This is a genomic window from Sphingobacterium sp. WOUb80 (assembly GCF_050058145.1).
GTDB lineage: Bacteria > Bacteroidota > Bacteroidia > Sphingobacteriales > Sphingobacteriaceae > Sphingobacterium.
This window is the reverse complement of record NZ_CP165617.1, coordinates 1,054,811-1,071,847: the sequence shown is the minus strand read 5'-3', so window position 1 is coordinate 1,071,847 and position 17,037 is coordinate 1,054,811. Positions and strand designations below refer to the sequence as shown.

General features: G+C 40.8%; 11 protein-coding genes. 3 read left to right on the top strand and 8 right to left on the bottom strand.

Annotation, left to right across the window (positions count from 1 at the left end; all coding sequences use genetic code 11):
* Positions 1 to 10: 10 nt before the first annotated feature.
* The 5 genes from AB1Z56_RS04245 to AB1Z56_RS04225 all read right to left on the bottom strand — a co-directional run bounded on the left by AB1Z56_RS04245 (position 11) and on the right by AB1Z56_RS04225 (position 6,998).
* Complete coding sequence (locus AB1Z56_RS04245; RefSeq protein WP_426791180.1) at positions 11 to 3,052, bottom strand: SusC/RagA family TonB-linked outer membrane protein; 3,042 nt, start codon at positions 3,050 to 3,052, stop codon at positions 11 to 13.
* 67 nt (positions 3,053 to 3,119) lie between these two features.
* Positions 3,120 to 4,202 (bottom strand): FecR family protein, encoded by a 1,083-nt coding sequence (locus tag AB1Z56_RS04240; RefSeq protein WP_309361109.1) that lies wholly within the window; start codon positions 4,200 to 4,202, stop codon positions 3,120 to 3,122.
* A gap of 89 nt (positions 4,203 to 4,291) precedes the next feature.
* On the bottom strand, positions 4,292 to 4,885 hold the full coding sequence (locus AB1Z56_RS04235) for an RNA polymerase sigma factor (protein WP_309361111.1): 594 nt from the start codon (positions 4,883 to 4,885) through the stop codon (positions 4,292 to 4,294).
* Between the two features lie 226 nt (positions 4,886 to 5,111).
* Positions 5,112 to 6,062, bottom strand: coding sequence for a helix-turn-helix domain-containing protein (locus AB1Z56_RS04230; protein ID WP_309361113.1), 951 nt, complete (start codon positions 6,060 to 6,062; stop codon positions 5,112 to 5,114).
* Positions 6,063 to 6,161: 99 nt separating this feature from the next.
* Positions 6,162 to 6,998, bottom strand: a complete 837-nt coding sequence (locus tag AB1Z56_RS04225; RefSeq protein WP_426791179.1) for an SDR family NAD(P)-dependent oxidoreductase — start codon at positions 6,996 to 6,998, stop codon at positions 6,162 to 6,164.
* A gap of 376 nt (positions 6,999 to 7,374) precedes the next feature.
* Here AB1Z56_RS04225 and AB1Z56_RS04220 point away from each other — a divergent pair, with 376 nt between their 5' ends.
* Together AB1Z56_RS04220 and AB1Z56_RS04215 are read left to right on the top strand one after the other, a co-directional pair.
* On the top strand, positions 7,375 to 7,845 hold the full coding sequence (locus AB1Z56_RS04220; protein ID WP_426791178.1) for a DinB family protein: 471 nt from the start codon (positions 7,375 to 7,377) through the stop codon (positions 7,843 to 7,845).
* 87 nt (positions 7,846 to 7,932) lie between these two features.
* A complete protein-coding gene (locus tag AB1Z56_RS04215) occupies positions 7,933 to 8,532 on the top strand; it encodes a LuxR C-terminal-related transcriptional regulator (RefSeq protein ID WP_309361119.1) in 600 nt (199 codons plus the stop codon).
* A 118-nt stretch (positions 8,533 to 8,650) separates the two neighbouring features.
* Here the strand turns inward: AB1Z56_RS04215 and AB1Z56_RS04210 are convergent, their stop codons facing one another.
* The 3 genes from AB1Z56_RS04210 to AB1Z56_RS04200 form a co-directional block, all read right to left on the bottom strand.
* The gene (locus AB1Z56_RS04210; RefSeq protein WP_426791177.1) at positions 8,651 to 9,802 is read right to left on the bottom strand and encodes an iron-containing alcohol dehydrogenase; all 1,152 of its coding nucleotides are present in this window, start codon (positions 9,800 to 9,802) and stop codon (positions 8,651 to 8,653) included.
* Positions 9,803 to 9,934: 132 nt separating this feature from the next.
* A complete protein-coding gene (locus tag AB1Z56_RS04205) occupies positions 9,935 to 10,810 on the bottom strand; it encodes an AraC family transcriptional regulator (RefSeq protein WP_309361123.1) in 876 nt (291 codons plus the stop codon).
* 81 nt (positions 10,811 to 10,891) lie between these two features.
* Positions 10,892 to 13,795, bottom strand: coding sequence for a triple tyrosine motif-containing protein (locus tag AB1Z56_RS04200; protein ID WP_426791176.1), 2,904 nt, complete (start codon positions 13,793 to 13,795; stop codon positions 10,892 to 10,894).
* A gap of 178 nt (positions 13,796 to 13,973) precedes the next feature.
* On the opposite strand from AB1Z56_RS04200, the gene AB1Z56_RS04195 reads away from it, so the two are divergent.
* Positions 13,974 to 17,030 (top strand): SusC/RagA family TonB-linked outer membrane protein, encoded by a 3,057-nt coding sequence (locus AB1Z56_RS04195; protein ID WP_426791175.1) that lies wholly within the window; start codon positions 13,974 to 13,976, stop codon positions 17,028 to 17,030.
* Positions 17,031 to 17,037: the final 7 nt, after the last annotated feature.

Genomic DNA, 17,037 nt, shown 5'->3' with positions numbered 1-17,037 from the left:
CAAGCCAAGTTTATAATGTAATATCCAATCCAAAAGAATACACCTTTACCTGTGGGTAAAAGTTGCCATAACCTACTGGTGCTTCGACGTCATAACCGTCCCAAAATTTATCTACGCTGAATAAGTTTGAACCATTAACAAATACCCGAAGTTTATTCAGTCCGATGGATTTTAGCAGCTCAGCCTGAAAGGTATAACCGAACTGTAAATTTTTCAGCCGAAGATAGGCGGCATTTTTCATCCAGAATTGGGAGGACTGCTGGTTGTTATTCTGTCCGAATGCGAGCCGCGGATATTTAGCCGTAGTATTGTCAGGTGTCCATCGGTCTTTATTGTCCTCACGGATCGTTCCGCCAATTGCTCCTGTTGTTGTAAAAGGCTGTATACCGGCCCCGTAGAGGTAACCATCGGCTTTCCCCACACCCTGCAACAGAAAACTGAGGTCGAACCCTTTGAAACTAAAATTGGAGTTGAGCGAATAAGTATATCTTGGAATGGTACTCCCGATAATGACCTTATCGGATTCGTTAACTACGCCATCGCCATTTTGATCACGGTATTTGAGGTCACCCGGTGCCAAGGTACCAAACTGTGTGGCATGTGCTTTCACTTCGTCGGCAGTCTGGAAAAAGCCTTCCGAAACATAGCCAAAGATCGAATTAATGGGATAGCCTTCCCTATTGACCGTTAGACCAGTCTGATTGATTCCCCGCATATCCAGCACTTTGTTTTTGACATCAGAGAGGTTGAATGTAAAATTATATTTAAAGTCCTTAGCTGGATCGCTTCGATAGCCCATGGAAAGCTCCCACCCTTTATTCTCGACGACGCCTGCATTTTGATAAGGCTTATTCAAACCGATGATGAGCGGGATGTCCAGCTGTAATAATATATCACTGGTTTTTCTGTTGTATAGATCTGCGGTAATAGTCCATCGCTTAAATAAGGTAAGATCAATTCCTATATTTTTCTCCTCGGTAGACTCCCATGTAATATTAGGATTGGACATATCATTTAGCGCTGCCGTATTGACGATGCCATTGCCCAATGTATAAGAACCCAGATTTAGAGATGCCACGGCTGGATAGGTACCGATATTCTGATTTCCCAGTTTACCCCATGATGCCCTGATTTTTCCCTCTGTAAGCCAGCCCTTGGATGCTGTTAGGAACTGCTCCTCAGAAAAACGCCATCCTGCAGACGCCGACGGAAAAAAGCCATAGCGATTACCTTTGGCAAACCTTGACGAACCATCGTAGCGTGCATTGAGTTCCAAAAGATAACGATCTTTGAAAACGTAATTGATCCGAGAAAATAAAGATTGTAACGCCCACTCGGAGGCACTGCCTGTAGCTGACTGATTCAGTGCCGACCCTGCATTGAGCACTTCATAGTCAGGGAGAACATAGGTATCTCTAAAACCCTGGGAGTAATCGATCTTGTAGTCTTCTCGCGAACCACCAATCAATGCTTTCAACTGATGTGGACCAAAATCTTTGTTTAGCGTAAGGGTCGCCCGCATATTATTAAAAAGTTCTTGGCTATTGTATTGCGTAAGTGCTGTCCGCACAGGGACCGAGAAACTCGGCGTACCATCTGGAAAATAGGACTGTACTGCTTTTCGGAAATTCTTATTTACCTGCGTCGCATATTTAGGTGCATAATTGACCTCGGCGGTCAACCATTCTTTGGGTCTGTAGATCAATGATGCGTTGATACTGCCAAATGGACTTTTGTTGGTAGCAACACCACCATCAGCCGCGGCCGAGACGGGATTGTTACCATTCCAGCCCAGTCCCCAGGTACCATTGGAATTTCTGAAGGATTGATTGGCAGGAATACTGCTCATCCACTGAAAAAGTTCCTCGATGCTCGCTGCAGGTGAGGTGACGATCGGATTGACGTATTGAAAGTCAAATTTAACAGCGAGCTGATCTGAGAATTTAACATCTACGTTGTTACGGATGGTATAACGCTTAAACGAACTATTTAATGTCAAACCTTTCTGGTCGAAATAACCGACCGAAGTCAGCATTTTTACTTTGTTTGTGCCAGCATTGACTGTCAGAAAATGGCTTTGCTGAAATCCATTCCCCTGCAAGGATTCCTTTTGCCAATCAGTATTGGGATACTCGTCCGAACTGCCATTGCCCTGACTACGATAAGCGGCAATGATATCCTCTGGATATAATGGGCTCGCACCAACATTGGTATAAGCTTCATTAGTCAGTAGCATATGGTCCAGGGCATTGACGATTTTGGGCATATTGGTTGCAGACTGCCAGCCGAAATAATTATTGTAGGCAATAGCGACCTTATCAGAACTTCCCCTTTTTGTCGTGACCAAGATGACACCATTGGCAGCTCTCGAGCCATAAATCGATGCAGATGCGGCATCCTTTAATATTGAAATATTCTCTATTAAATTGGGGTCAATATTATTGATGGAGCCTTCGATCCCATCAATAAGTACTAAAGGCGCGGCGTTGCCAAGTGTACCGATACCGCGAATACGGATATCCGCACCGTCCGACCCTGGCTTACCAGAACGCTGCGTCACGGTTACTCCCGAGGCCATGCCCTGAAGGGCCGACGAGGTTTGCCCAGCGGGTCTATTATTCAGATCTTCACCCGATACGGCGGAAACAGCGCCCGTCAAATTGACCTTTTTCTGAACACCATAACCGACGACAACAACTTCGTCTATTATTCCGGTGCGTGATTTCAGACGGATAAGCACTGTGTTTTTGCTGGTTGCCGTTGCCACAAAATGCTTAACAGAATCGGTATCGTAGCCGAGATGGTGTGCATAGATCGTATAATTTTCGCCAGCTACAAGTGGCGTTAAAACAAACAATCCATTGTTATCGGCCACAAAATGGAGCTTTTTGCTGCTCTTCTCGTGGACAAGATCAATAGTTGCACCGGGTAATGTATTACCTTCGTTGTCTACTATTTTACCATTTACTTTCAGGTTTGATTGCGCAAATCCTACAGAAAAGTATGGAAATAGCAATCCCACGAGCATTAATTTGATTAGAATATGCTTCATAATTGTTTACAGTTGGTTATTCTGATTTATATATTGGTTTATTTTTCCGCGTTGGGTTGACTCTCTCCTACTGTACGTCCTCCTTTCTTCCCGAATTACTGATGTTGACAATACCATTGTTCACTTGGAATGTACAACCGTTCAATTGACAGAAACTGATCAAAAAATTGGCTAGCGATTCTTTGCTATTTAAACTTCCTGTAAATGTACTGTTGAGCAAATCAGGATTATCGCATACAATCGAAACATCATAAAGGCTTTCGATTACTCTTAAAAGTTGAACGTTTTTGGTTTGGTTAAATTTGACAGACTGATTGGTCCATTCGACATTGGCGGTTAAATGTGGAATGAGTTTTCTTAACTCCTTATCTACACGAGCAGGCTGAGATTTTATCAATTCAGGCTCCGAATACTTAATCATCTGCTGCAGTTTTAAGTTAACTAATACTTCCTCTTTTGGTTTGAGGTATATTAGATTGCGGCTATCCGCTGTAACTGATCCGACAGAGATTTTGCCCTCCATTAGTTTTATCAGTACATGATCGGCATCCTTGGGGTCTACGCTAAATATTGTCCCTAAGGCGGTGGTCAAATATCCTCTGTAATTGACTTGAAAAGGCGCATTTTTATTTTTGTGCACGTTATAAATAACTCGCCCTTGCACCTGCTGTACATCCCGGTGGCCTTGGCCATTATATTCAAATCCGATTTTTGCATGTGGATAAAGTATAACGGTCGTGCTATCAGGAAGCTGAGCATTGATCGTATAAGCATTTTTATTTTCATACCAGGTGACCTGTTCTTTTGTTGAGGTTGATAAATTTCTCAAAAAGATAACCGATAGTACACAGAGTAGCACGGCGGCACATGAAGCCCAGGCCCACGGGCTTATTCTCTGGATTAGCTTAGGCTTGGGCGGATCTACGGCATAGATATGATCGAGCACTTTCCGATGAACCATGCTTAAATCTGGTAAGGGAATTTGTTGTAATGCTTGTCCTTCATCCTGATCCAGCATCTCAGCGATCCAGAATTGCAGAATTGCAGCATCCATCTCGGCCATTTCATCAAAAAACGACTCATAATACTGCACATCCAAGCGGTTGTGGATATACGCCAACAATTGATCTTTAAAGGATTGCTCTTTCAAAATTTTCTATAATTAGTTCAATACATTGCTGTATTTGTTACTCTATACGTTTGACAAAGAGAATCACACTATTGCTTTTTTATTTTTTTTTAAAGCTTAAATAAAAAGGCCGCAAAAAGACTGATTATATACTCATCTCGGTAATTTTTTTGAATATATTCTTTGATATCTTTGAGTGCGCTCACGAGTTGATTACTCACTGTAGAGACTGAAATTCCCAATAAATCGGCAATTTCCTTATAACTTTTGTCTTCAAATTTATTGAGCAACAAAATCTCCTTTCGTTTGGGGCTCAGGGAGTCGATTGCATTGGTCAACATCTGTTGTTTATCTTTGAAAAACAGCTTTTCTTCGGTATGATAATACAGTTCTATTGCTGAAGCCCATATTTCCAATTGAAGAGCCTTGTCTCTTTGCACTTTTCGAAAAAAATCCATGGCCAAATTATCCGAAATATGATTGAGAAATGAGACAAATCCTTTATTAGGGTCAATCTTTTCGCGTTGGAGCCATATTTTGGTAAATACCTCCTGTAGGATTTCTTCTGCAATAGTTTGATTTTTCACCAATTTGATCAATCTAATATAGATCTTCGGAGAATAATGAAAATAAATTTCATTAAACGAATTTAGGTCTCCATTTTTAAGTTTTTCCAGTGTAGCAGTTTCTTTAGGAGATTTCATTTGGCAGATTCTTATAATTGGTACAAACGACGAACTTAATATAGTGATAAATTTACTAAATCAAAATCATTGGTAACCCAAATAAAATTTTATACTTCCGACTGATCGGGTTGCTCCCTTTTAATCCATCGATAAGACTTAAAAAGTATTGCATCAATAGTTGTCTATGTGTTTGTACAAATTCGCAGCAGAAAAAATAGTGCTGAGAGTTTAAGCAATCCTAAAATTAATTGAATTGAGCTCTATATTGTTGTGGACTTTGTTTGGTTTTTAATTTAAACAATCTGCTAAAGGATTGAGGCTGTTCAAAACCTAATTCAAATGCAATTTCAGAAATACTAAGAACTGTGGTAGATAACTTATTCTTTGCCCGATAAATCATTTTATCATGAATGATTTGCTGGGTGTTTTGACCTATAAGGTTTCGCAACAGATCGCTTAAATAACTCGCTGACATATGCAGCTGGTCAGCTAGGTAATTAACGGTAGGAACTCCTCCTTTCAGGACCTTATCGCTATTAAAATAATCTTCCAACAATTGATCTATGCGCTCAGCAATACTCGGATATTTCTGTTTTCTGGTCAGAAATTGCCTGTTATAAAATCGTTGAGCATAATTTAGCAACAGCTCAATCTGGGAGATGATAACATTGTGGCTTATGTCATCTATACGGTTCTCAAGTTCTTCTTCTATATTTCTGAAAAGCGACAGAATGGTTTCTTTTTCTTTGCTCGAAAGGTGCAAGGCTTCATTTGTAGCATAGGAGAAAAAGTGATACTGATGGATCTTTTGCGCTAACGGATATTGCAGTAAAAAATCAGGATCTATTAGTAGTGTGATCTGCGGGCTAAGTATGTTTTGTTCTCCGGTTTCCTTTTGCTTATCCTCTTCTATAGATGAGAGTATTTGCTGAGGAGCCACAAAAAACAAACCGCCCTCTTTAAAATCAAATTTGGTATGACCATAAATTAATTCTCCTCCGACATCTGGTTTAAAAGCTATTTTATAATAACTCAATACATGTGATTTATTAGGAGCACGACCTTTAAGTGGCTTGTCGACACCGTTTAACAAAACGATCAATGGATGCTGCGGAGGCGGAAAACCAGATGCCTGCATGACATCAGCCAGCGTATTAAATCTTTTTACAGAATGATTCGATTTTTTTGAAACCATATTATAAAAATTCTAGGTTACAAGTTAAACAATATTCGCTTTCCCTCACAAAAAAGAAAAGCGAATAGAAACGGAAAGATTGTTAAAGACGGCATAGCACTAGCCTTGGGCCGCTTGAGAAATCGGTTTCCAAATTTCCCATTCCTGGATACGTTCTGAATAGATTTGTTGGATATGCGGCAAGTCATTTTTACCCAAAAGTAATCTCAACGGCGGATTTTCAGCATCTACAACAGCAAATATAGCATCGGAAGTGGCAATAGGATTTCCTCGTTCCATCTTTTGTAAATTTTTCATCAACTGGTTTTTCAAATCGTCATAATCCGGCAGCTTTTTGCTGGCTATTTTCAATGATTCGGTACTACCAAATTCAGTATTATAAGCCCCAGGTTCAATTAGCGTTACTTTAATGCCAAATACCGCAACTTCCTTAGATAAACTATCGTAAATCGCCTCAAACGCAAATTTTGAAGAACAATAATACCCAATTAGCGGATTGCTGTATATGCCAACAGCGCTAGATGTCCCCAAAATATGGCCATGACCTTGGGCTCGCAGTATTGGTAATGCTGCCTGAATCACATGGATAGGTCCCATAATATTTGTTTCATACATGGCTTTTACCTCATCTGTGCTGCTCTCTTCGATGGTTCCCACTAGAGAATATCCTGCGTTATTGAACACAATATCTAATCTTCCAAAATATTGATTGGCCTGTCTGACAGCATTTTGCACTTGGGAGGCATTGGTCACATCCACTTCAAGAACCAAAACCTGATCTCCATACGTTTCTTTTAATGTGGCAATACTATTTATATTACGCGCTGTAGCTGCGACTTTGTCTCCGCGTTTCAAAGCGGCTTCTGTCCATATTTTTCCAAATCCCCTTGAAGATCCCGTAATGAACCAAACTTTTTCTTTCTTTCTATTTTCCATTTTTTAATTGTATTAATATGAATGCAAAGTTGCTTCTAAATGGAAATTCTTACGTTGCCAGAATGAGGTTTATACTAACCAAAATAAAGAAAAACGAGTCATTTCAGGAGAAGGTCAAGGAGCAATTTGTACATGTCAACCACTTAATGTGTTGAACAAATGCCAAAGCTTTTTCACTTTGTAGTTTAACTATTATAATCTATCCTTGGCATTTCCATGCCACCAGATATCGAAAATCAAAAATTTAAACAGACTATTATTACTCAAATAAGAAAAGTATATAGTCAGGCCTAAAAATCTGGTCTCCAGGCATGAATATTTGATACAAACATCATTATATTAGAGTTTATTAAATTGATTTGAAATCTTGACCAATATGACTAATGACTTATTTGAATTTGAAATTTTAAAAGCCAGCAGAACTAGGTTATTACAATTAATAGAACCAGTTGATAGCGAAATATTATTTAAAATTCCTAAAAACTTTAACAATAATATAGTTTGGCAAATTGGGCACTGTATCACCTCTCAACAGAGGCATATGTATATGCGTAGTGGACTACCAATGCATATATCACACGAATTTATGGAAATGTTCAAAATTGGAAGCTCCCCAGATACATGGAAAAGTATCCCAGACGTCGATGAAATAAAACATTTATTACTTTATACCGTAAACCAGCTTAGTGAAGATCTGGAATCGGGTATATTTGTTAATTACCAACCCTTTAGCTTACCAATTGGCATCACAATAAATAATCACAGTCAAGCACTTCAAGCAGCTAACTTTCACGAAGCCGAGCACAGCGGAATAATATTAAGCTACTTAAAACTTCTAATTGAATAAGATCTATTTAAGCCATACCGAAATGCTAAACGCATAGCGGACTATTCGCTTTCCCAAGTTTCAGAAAGCACCACAAGTATCCATGGATTGGCTACTCAACCAACGACAATAAGAGAGATCATAGACCAAATACATCCCGATGATTTAGATTTTGTTCTGAAAGCAGAAGAAGCCACATTAGTCAAAATGAAGGAAATTGGATTTGAACACCAACTGTTTTTGAAAACTTCTTATTGTTTTCGCATGCGTGTTTCCAATGGTAGCTATCACCTGTTTCATCATCAAGCTATACATTTGGCTAAAGATCATTTCGGTCGGTTGACTTCCGCATTGAATATCCATACTGATGTACAACATATAACCCAAAGTAATAATAAAATTGTGCTCGTTACCGGTATCGGTACACGTGACGATTATTGTCAGATCGATTTATCTAAACAACTTCCACAATTTGATATTCCTAAATTTTCCAAGCGTGAGATGGAAATCGTATCGTTGGTTGCCAAAGGGAACTCTAGCCCCCAGATTGCTGAAAAGCTTTTTATCTCGCCAGATACCGTAAGGACACATCGAAAAAACCTATTTAGGAAAACGGAAACAAAAAGTGTAGGTGAATTTATACGCAAATGTATTGAATGGGGATTATTGCAGCTTTTTTGTTTTTTCAATATAGAATTTTTCATTTAAAGCGGATGGTTATGGGCAAGTCGACGGTAATGGTTGTGGGCGTGGTTGGAGCAGTGTTTTTATTCAGAAGAAACCGGTTGCGCACTTTCGCAACAACCGGTTTCTTTGGTCTGTTCGATTAATTTTCGTAAATCAAACCTTCGTAGCAAGCATTGTAAAGGTCTTTTAAGTCTTGTAGACTTGGCTTACGGGGGTTAAAACCTGTACACGGATCCTGTAAAGCGTTTTGGGCCATATAATCCAGATTTTTTTGCCAGTCTTCCCTAGAAATACCAAATGCTTTAAGGGAGCCAATATTGTTGACCGCGGCTCTCAGTTTTTCAATTTCCTGTGCCAATCCTTCCGCCGAATCTCTACCGACAAGTTTGGCCAAATCTGGGTATCTTGTTGTATCTGTCTGATTAAAACGGATGACATTGGGTAGGAAAATCGCATTGGAAGCTCCATGAGGAACGCCGTACAGTGCACCGACCTGATGTGAGAGGGAGTGTACGATACCCAACCAGGCATTGTTGAAAGCCAGTCCGCCCATAAAAGATGCATCGTGCATATTTTGGCGTGCTTTAATGTTGGTCGGGTTGTTGACCGCTTCCTCGAGATTCCCGAAAACAATTTCCAGCCCCCCTTTAGACAAGACATCGGCATAGTTATTTTCGATATTGGACACATAGGCTTCCACACAATGTGTAAGTGCATCAAGACCAGTATTGGAGGTGATATGTGCTGGCATCGTGGCACAAATTTCGCCATCGACAATAGCGATGTCTGGTGTCAACTCATACGATACGATTGGGTACTTCACCCCTTTTTCCCGATCAGTGATCACAGCCAATCCCGTAGTTTCCGTACCTGTGCCGCTTGTTGATGGGATGGCAATGAATTTAGCCTTTTGACGCAATATAGGTACGTTAAAAGGTTGGGTCATCGCTTCAAAATTTGCATCTGGATATTCATAAAATACCCACATCATCTTTGCCGCATCAATTGCCGAGCAACCTCCTAAGCCAATAATCCAATCAGGTTGAAAATCAGTCATCACTGCAGCGCCACGAAGGCTTGTCGCTGATGATGGATCTTCTTCGACACCGTCAAAAACTGCAGTTTCCAATCCTGCTTCTGTTAAATAACTTATGGCACGGTCCAAAGTTCCGCTTTTTTTCATAGACTGACCACCAGTTACGATGATGACTTTTTTTCCAGTTAGATTTTTCAATTCCGACAACGTACCAGCACCGTGGAATACTTCGCTGGCAACAAATAACTTGCTCATATATTTTATATTAAATTTCTACTGCAAAGTTACTGTGCCCAGAAAGGCAAATGTTATACATTACTTACGATATGATATACATTTGATCCAATATAACCACAGGATATAATCGCGTCAAATCGCAAAATAGCCTTAAGTCTTATACATTTGCGCAAGTTGCTGTTGCAGATTGGTTGGCGTTTCATCCAGTTTGGCACGCACAAACTTATTCAATGCCGCCGGTGAATTGAATCCAAGCTCAAAGGCAATCTCCTTATGCGAGTAGTTGGATAAAAGTAGTAGTTGTTTGATCTCATTCATAATCCGGGCATGAATGGTTTCGATGGAGGTGAGTCCTGCAATCTTGCGGGTAATTTCATTTAACTTTTTTGGTGACAACTGTAATTTTTCAGCATACCAACTCACGGTACGCTCCGTTTTATAATGCCTTTCCAGCAGTTCCAGAAATTTACCATAACTCTTCGCATTTTCATTGCTGAGCTGGCTATTTCCCCATTTGGTATGGACAAATTCCACCAATTTAAGCAAGATGATTTTGATATAGAACCGAGCCTGCTCCTTCTTGATTGATGTTAAATCCTGATAAGATTTTTCGACCTGCTCCAGCAGCAGCTCTATTTCTGCGGTCTCCGCCTCAGGCAACTCAATATGATTGAGCTTCACGGAGATATTGTAGTTGTAAATACTCAATTCGTTTTTTAGGATATCCGAACAGAATAGTACTTCGTCAAACAGGATCAACTTGCCTTCGAAGTTATCGCTGAGCAATTCTTTGGAGGAGAGCTGCCCGGGAAAGATGACGCATATATGAGGTGCATTGACGGTATAACGTCGATCTTCCACCTGTAGATTGAGCCGACCTTTTTTTACAAACAAAAGGCAAAAATGGTCTTTTGTGTGCGGCTCCCGGTAGGCTGCGAGGGCTTCCCTGTCTAGATCAAAAATATGAAATGGCGTGATTGCCCTTTCAGCTTTATATTGTATATCTTTTAAATGATAAACTACCATAGAGGCCCATGATAAGCATTTATTCTGAATTCCTCAAATTTACTTTTTCGTCAAGCTAGCTTGATATTGCATTTGCGTGGGTCAAATTGTATTCAGATAATCATTTAATGAGAGCTCCGTTTCAATCTGCAATTTCTTGCGTAACCTATACCGATGAATTTCTACTCCCCTAACGGTGATATTCTGCAATTGAGCAATCTGTTTGGATGTAAAATGCAGTTTTAAATAGGCACATACTTTGAGATCATTTCGAGATAATGCTGGATGCTTCGCCTTCAGATTATTTAAAAAACCATCATTGAGCTCATCAAAGTGACTCGCGAACTGGTTCCAGTTCGCACTATTCTTTTCAATATCCTTTAATAACGTGTTGATGCGTTTCAAATTGGAGTCTTCGTCATCTCCGGTATCGAGCTTTGCGAGTTCATCTCTTACTTTAATTAATGCCCCCGAATTTTCAAGTAACTGCATGCTTGTACTGGCTAGTTCTTTAGTTTTAGCCATCACTTCATGTGCCAATTTCTCATTGTTCAACTTCACGATTTCTTTCTCATTTTTCTCAATTTCCAGCTGATGGATATAACGAAGTTGCGCCAGCTGTCGCTCATGTTTAAGCTGCTGTTTGTGTCGCTCGATTTTCCGCAAACGAATCAAACCAAACACAGCGAGCATAGCCAATAAAAAATAAGCCATTTTAGCCCATAGCGTTTTATACCAAGGTGGTAAAACAATAAAACTGTATTCAGCCACATCGGATTGCTGGTTTAGATTATTTCGTACTTTCACTAAGAACGTATATTGTCCATCCGGCAAATTGGTATATGCCTTTTCCGACTGCTGGTTCCATGAAGACCAGTCATCATCATAACCAGACAATTTATAACTGAATTCAAGATGCTGGTTTATACCATAACTTGGCGAAGAAAAGCTGAATCGAAAAGAGTTGAAAATGGAAGGTAGCCGTGGGATATTGTCTTTGTCGGAGTTGACCAATTGCTGATTTGGCTTCATGGTATTTGAAAAAAAACCTGCAAAAATGAGACTATCTCCTTTTCCCGTTGCGACAATCTGAGATAACATTGCGACAGGTCTAACACTCTGCTTCAAATACTTATCATAATTGATATGAATTGCTCCTTTCTCTGCTCCTACATAGATATTATTTTGATCAACACTATAAATATGCTCGAATCCTGTGGTATTCATCCCTTCTATCTCAGGAAAATTAATGAGATGATAGGTTCCATGCCTGGAGTCAAATCGCCCTATCCCTACCATTTTCTTTGTACAAAACCAGATATTTCCCTCTTGATCATCTTTTAGGTAACGTATGGTCAAATCTTTAAACGCTGCGAACTGTTTCGCAGGTATAAACCGATTTATCTTATAATCATAGCTATAAAGCCCTTTCTCCGTAGCAAACACAACCTGATTTTTTATTTTAAATACGTAATTCTGATAATCGGCTGGTAGCCCATTTTTATGATCGCAGAGTTGGGCCCGATAAGATTTCTTATCATCCGACAGTGTAATCCGATAGATACCCCGATACGGATGGGAAGCCCAGATGGTCCCCTTTTCATCTTGTTCGAGGAATCGGAAGGAATCAGCAAATCCATCCAGCGGGCCTTTGGTCGAGAATAGGCCTTGGTGAAAATCCAGCAACTCGAGGCCCTGATAGGTTCCGATTAAACTCTCTTTGATTGGATACACCATACTCAGGGGAAGCAACTTCCATGTCCCGATCCCCTGCCGTACGGGTTTGATGGAATGACCCGCGATCTGAAATAAGCCTTTGTTGTGTCCAAGCAATAATTGACCATTAAGTTGTTCAAGGCGCCAAGCTTCGCCACCATCGCTACCCGAGAGAAGCGAAAAAACAGCTGGTGAACGGCTTTGATCTGTTAATCCTTCTTTTATTCCCGCATAATACACCCCATTCGAAGAGGAAAGATAGAGTGTATGGTTAAACATGAGCATAGAATATCCCGTCACATCGTTCTCCATATTTGGTCTAAGATAGCGAATGGCACTTCCATAGCTGATCACAGAAATGACATTGTCCGTACCCATCCATATATTCTTCTGTCGGTCCACAAACACAGAAGTGACATTTTTATTTTGCAGTCCTTCCCTGACACCAATCTTTTGAATTGTTTTCCCAGCTAGATTACGGATCTGGCAACCTTCTTTGGCATTACCGACCACGAAGGTTGAGTCGTCTATTTTCGCTATGGACGGTGTATAGCTACCATCTCCTCCCTGTGCACGCCGTATTGTCAATTGTCCGTTCTGCAAGGTATAGGTTTCGTTATTCAGGGTTGACAGCAACAGACGATCTTTGCCAAGAGAGAGCAATGATGCGATCTTCACATCCTTAAAGGGTAGGTCTTTTAAATAGGGATTCCATTTATTGTCACGAAACTCCAGCAAACCATTCCTTTTATCCTGTGCATAAAGTATACCTCCTGATTGCCCCATGTAATACCACTCTACCGCCGCCGGATGTACTTGAATCTTTTGTCCCTTCAATTCAAATATCGCATAGGTACCCCGAAAAAAAATCGATTGCCCTACGCCAACTGTATTCCAGATATCTGCAAAATTCTTATATTCTTCTGGAACGAGATCCCGCAAAGAATGATAGATTAGGCCAAATTGCGGTGAACGCTCAAAATAGCCAAAATCACCTTGTCCGCCAACATAAATCCGATCCTCAGCATCAATCCAAATAGAACGGATATTGGTATGATTGGGTAAAGAAAATGTTTTCCAATATCGTCCGTCAAAGGTCAACAGCCCTTCACTGTTACCAAAGTACATGATGCCATGGCTATCTTGTTTTATATCCCATGTACGGCTTCCTCCTTGATAGACAGATTTACCGTAATTGTAAACCAAAGGTAAGCCAAGTAACTCCTGCGCCGATAGCGTCTTTGAAAAAACAGAAAATAGCATAAAAAACAGGATGGCAAAACACTTCATAATAATTCCCTTCAATTGGCTGACGTAAACTTGACGTACCCCAAATATATTGAATTATAGCCGAAAAACCCAATATGAAGTAGTGTTGTTGTACCTCTAAAATTCAGCAATAACCTGCTTAAGCCTAATTTTGATTCTTGATAATTATAAACAATTCCTAAATTTCAATTCATTACACATGAAAAATAATATCAGTATTATTGCCAGTACTGTGCTGTTCTCTTGCCTCACAAATATGGTAAGCGCACAGACTAGAACAGTCACCGGTCGGGTTACAAATGAGCAGGGTCTTCCTATCGTGGCTAGCATCACTGTACAGGGAAATGCCAAAATCGGCACAAGCAGCAATGAAAACGGGGAATTTACACTCGCTATTCCCACAAACCTCAATTATGTCGTCATCTCATCATTGGGATATGACGCGAAGACAGTGCCGATAAATGGGACTACCTTAACGATTCAACTAACACAAAAAAAGGGTGATTTTAATCTCGATGAAGTTGTGGTTGTGGGCTACGGTACCCAACGAAAGGGCGACTTAACAGCGCCCATTGGCACAGTAAATATGGAAGAAATGGTCAAACGTACTGTTTCCAACCCCATGGATGCACTACAAGGGGCTGTTGCTGGTGTGCAAATCGTAGGTTCGGGCGCGCCCGGTTCTTCTCCTTCCGTCCGTGTACGTGGAGTAGGATCTTTTAATAATGAAAGTCCTTTATATGTGGTGGATGGCATGTTCATGGACAATATTGATTTCCTCAATCCAAATGATATTGCCGATATCTCCGTCTTAAAAGACGCTTCAGGTGCGGCTATCTATGGGGTACGTGCCGCTAACGGCGTCATTTTGGTGACCACAAAAAAAGGAAGCCTAAATATGAAATCAAAAGTTACGTATAATGGTTTTGCTGGTTTCCAAACACCAACAAATGTATTGAAAATGGCTAATGCACAGCAATATGCAGCATATGCAACAGCCATTGGCAATGAGGCCTTTGTAAAAAGTTCAGTGGAAAAGTATGGTGGGACAGCTGCCAATCCGGCGATGGACACGGATTGGTTCAATGAGCTTCTGCGCTCCAAAGCCCTGATCACCAACCATAACCTGGACATTACGGGTGGATCTGATAAAATCACTTATTCCATGGGGCTCAATTATGTCAAACAGGATGGTATCATGGATGCCAGTAATATGAATCAAAAATACAATATCCGCATGCAGGCTGACGCCAAAGTAACAGATTGGTTAAAAGCAGGTTTTAGTGCGCACATCAATAACTTCAAAACCTACTCGCCCAACAATGCTGCTTTCAGACAAGCCTATTTCGCATCTCCACTCTATCCGGTTTATGATTCCTCATTGGAACTGGCCAAACCGGAAAAATTTGGATCGAGTACAACGATCGGTATGCAGTCGGGTTTTTGGTATAACAACCCAATAGCAACAGCTTTTTATAATACGAATCAAACAAAGGGCTTCCAGATCCTTCCGACGATTTATCTGGAGGCAACATTCTGGAAAGACAAGATCACTTTTCGTTCGCAGCTGAGCCAAAGGTATCAGTCCACACATAATATAAACTATAATCCTGTCTACTACATTGACAATGATCAGCGAAATGATCGCTCCTTTTTACGTTCGGCACAAGCGCGAAATACCAATTATATTTTGGATAACCTCCTAACGTATAAAGATCAGGCGGGTAAACACCACTGGTCACTGCTGTTAGGGCAATCATCGCGAGAGGAACGCTGGCGAGAGACTTGGGTGCAGGCCAATGATGTACCAGCATCGGAGGAGTTTTGGTATGTAGGTGTAGATGCCCAAGGTACTGGTTCAGCCACCGGTTATGGAGAAAAAGGTTTTCGAAATGCCGGGATATCTTATTTTAGCAGAGGCACATATGACTATGACAACAAATATTTGCTGACCGCAACATTCCGTGTAGATGGCAGCTCAAAATACCAAACGAAATGGGGTTATTTTCCATCAGTGGGCCTAGGTTGGGTATTGACTAAGGAGAAGTTTATGGAAAATCAAAAGCTTTTCAATCAGTTGAAATTGCGTGGAAGCTGGGGTAAATTGGGGAACGATGGAATTCAGCCCAATGCGGGTTATGCAACAGTCTACTCGGGCAATAACTACTCGGGTATATTTGGAAGCGAAGGAACAACCAACGGAACGCGCATACCTGGATATCGGGTAGGCCGTTTTTTCACCCAAGTACGTTGGGAAATTGTTGAAGAATGGGATGGCGGTCTTGATTTTGCCTTGTTGAACAATCGTTTGACGGGGACAGTTGATTATTACCACCGTACCACTCACGATCTCGCATTTAGCCGACCTATCCCCTTTTCATGGGATCGTGTGTATGGCAATTGGGGAAGTGTGACAAACAGTGGCTGGGAGATTGGCCTGCAATGGAAAGACAAAATTGGCGAATTGGGCTATGCGATCGGCGGAAACCTGACCACCTTAAAAAACAGGGTTACGAATCTCGGTGGACTAGAAAATATTATGAATGGTTACCCGGAATGGTCTGCTGAATTCCCTGCACGTATAGAACTGAACCAACCCATCAACTTCTTCTACGGCTATGAAGTAGCAGGTGTCTACCAAAATCAAGCACAGATCGATGCAGATCCCATCGCAAAAAGATATAACCAACAGAATCCGAGTACACCGATTCTACCAGGATATCTTCAGTATAAGGACCAAAACAACAATGGCGAACTTGATGAAAAAGATCGGGTAAACCTTGGAAACTACCTTCCTACGATAGCCTACGGATTTAACCTAGCGTTTGATTATAAGAAATTTGATCTGAGTATCGCCTTTCAAGGTGTAGCCGGCAACAAGATCCATAATCTTAACCGTGCCATGCGCCGAAAATACAATCAGATGAATGCCGATGCTGCATTCATCGAAAACCTCTGGACCGGAGAAGGAAGTAGTAATACGCATCCATCTGCCAAAGGATCTGTTGCACCCTGGAATCTTCAGGCGAGTTCGTTTTTTGTGGAAAGTGGAGCCTATCTACGCGTACAAAATATACAATTGGGCTATAATTTTGACCTCAATAAAATACCAGTACGTGTGTTTGCAACTGCTGACCGCCCTTTTATTTTCACAAAATACAATGGTTTTACACCAGAAATATCTGGAATGGGATTCGATGCCAATGTGTATCCGATCGCTTCTTCCTATAGTCTGGGTGTAAAAGTATCGTTCTAATTATTAA

Excerpts from the sequence above, each read along its gene's own strand:
- AB1Z56_RS04230 (WP_309361113.1), bottom strand. The coding sequence starts at position 6,062 with ATGGTTTCAAAAAAATCGAATCATTCTGTAAAAAGATTTAATACGCTG.
- AB1Z56_RS04245 (WP_426791180.1), bottom strand. The coding sequence starts at position 3,052 with ATGAAGCATATTCTAATCAAATTAATGCTCGTGGGATTGCTATTTCCA.
- AB1Z56_RS04235 (WP_309361111.1), bottom strand. The coding sequence starts at position 4,885 with ATGAAATCTCCTAAAGAAACTGCTACACTGGAAAAACTTAAAAATGGA.
- AB1Z56_RS04225 (WP_426791179.1), bottom strand. The coding sequence starts at position 6,998 with ATGGAAAATAGAAAGAAAGAAAAAGTTTGGTTCATTACGGGATCTTCA.
- AB1Z56_RS04195 (WP_426791175.1), top strand. The coding sequence starts at position 13,974 with ATGAAAAATAATATCAGTATTATTGCCAGTACTGTGCTGTTCTCTTGC.
- AB1Z56_RS04200 (WP_426791176.1), bottom strand. The coding sequence starts at position 13,795 with ATGAAGTGTTTTGCCATCCTGTTTTTTATGCTATTTTCTGTTTTTTCA.
- AB1Z56_RS04205 (WP_309361123.1), bottom strand. The coding sequence starts at position 10,810 with ATGGTAGTTTATCATTTAAAAGATATACAATATAAAGCTGAAAGGGCA.
- AB1Z56_RS04210 (WP_426791177.1), bottom strand. The coding sequence starts at position 9,802 with ATGAGCAAGTTATTTGTTGCCAGCGAAGTATTCCACGGTGCTGGTACG.
- AB1Z56_RS04220 (WP_426791178.1), top strand. The coding sequence starts at position 7,375 with ATGACTAATGACTTATTTGAATTTGAAATTTTAAAAGCCAGCAGAACT.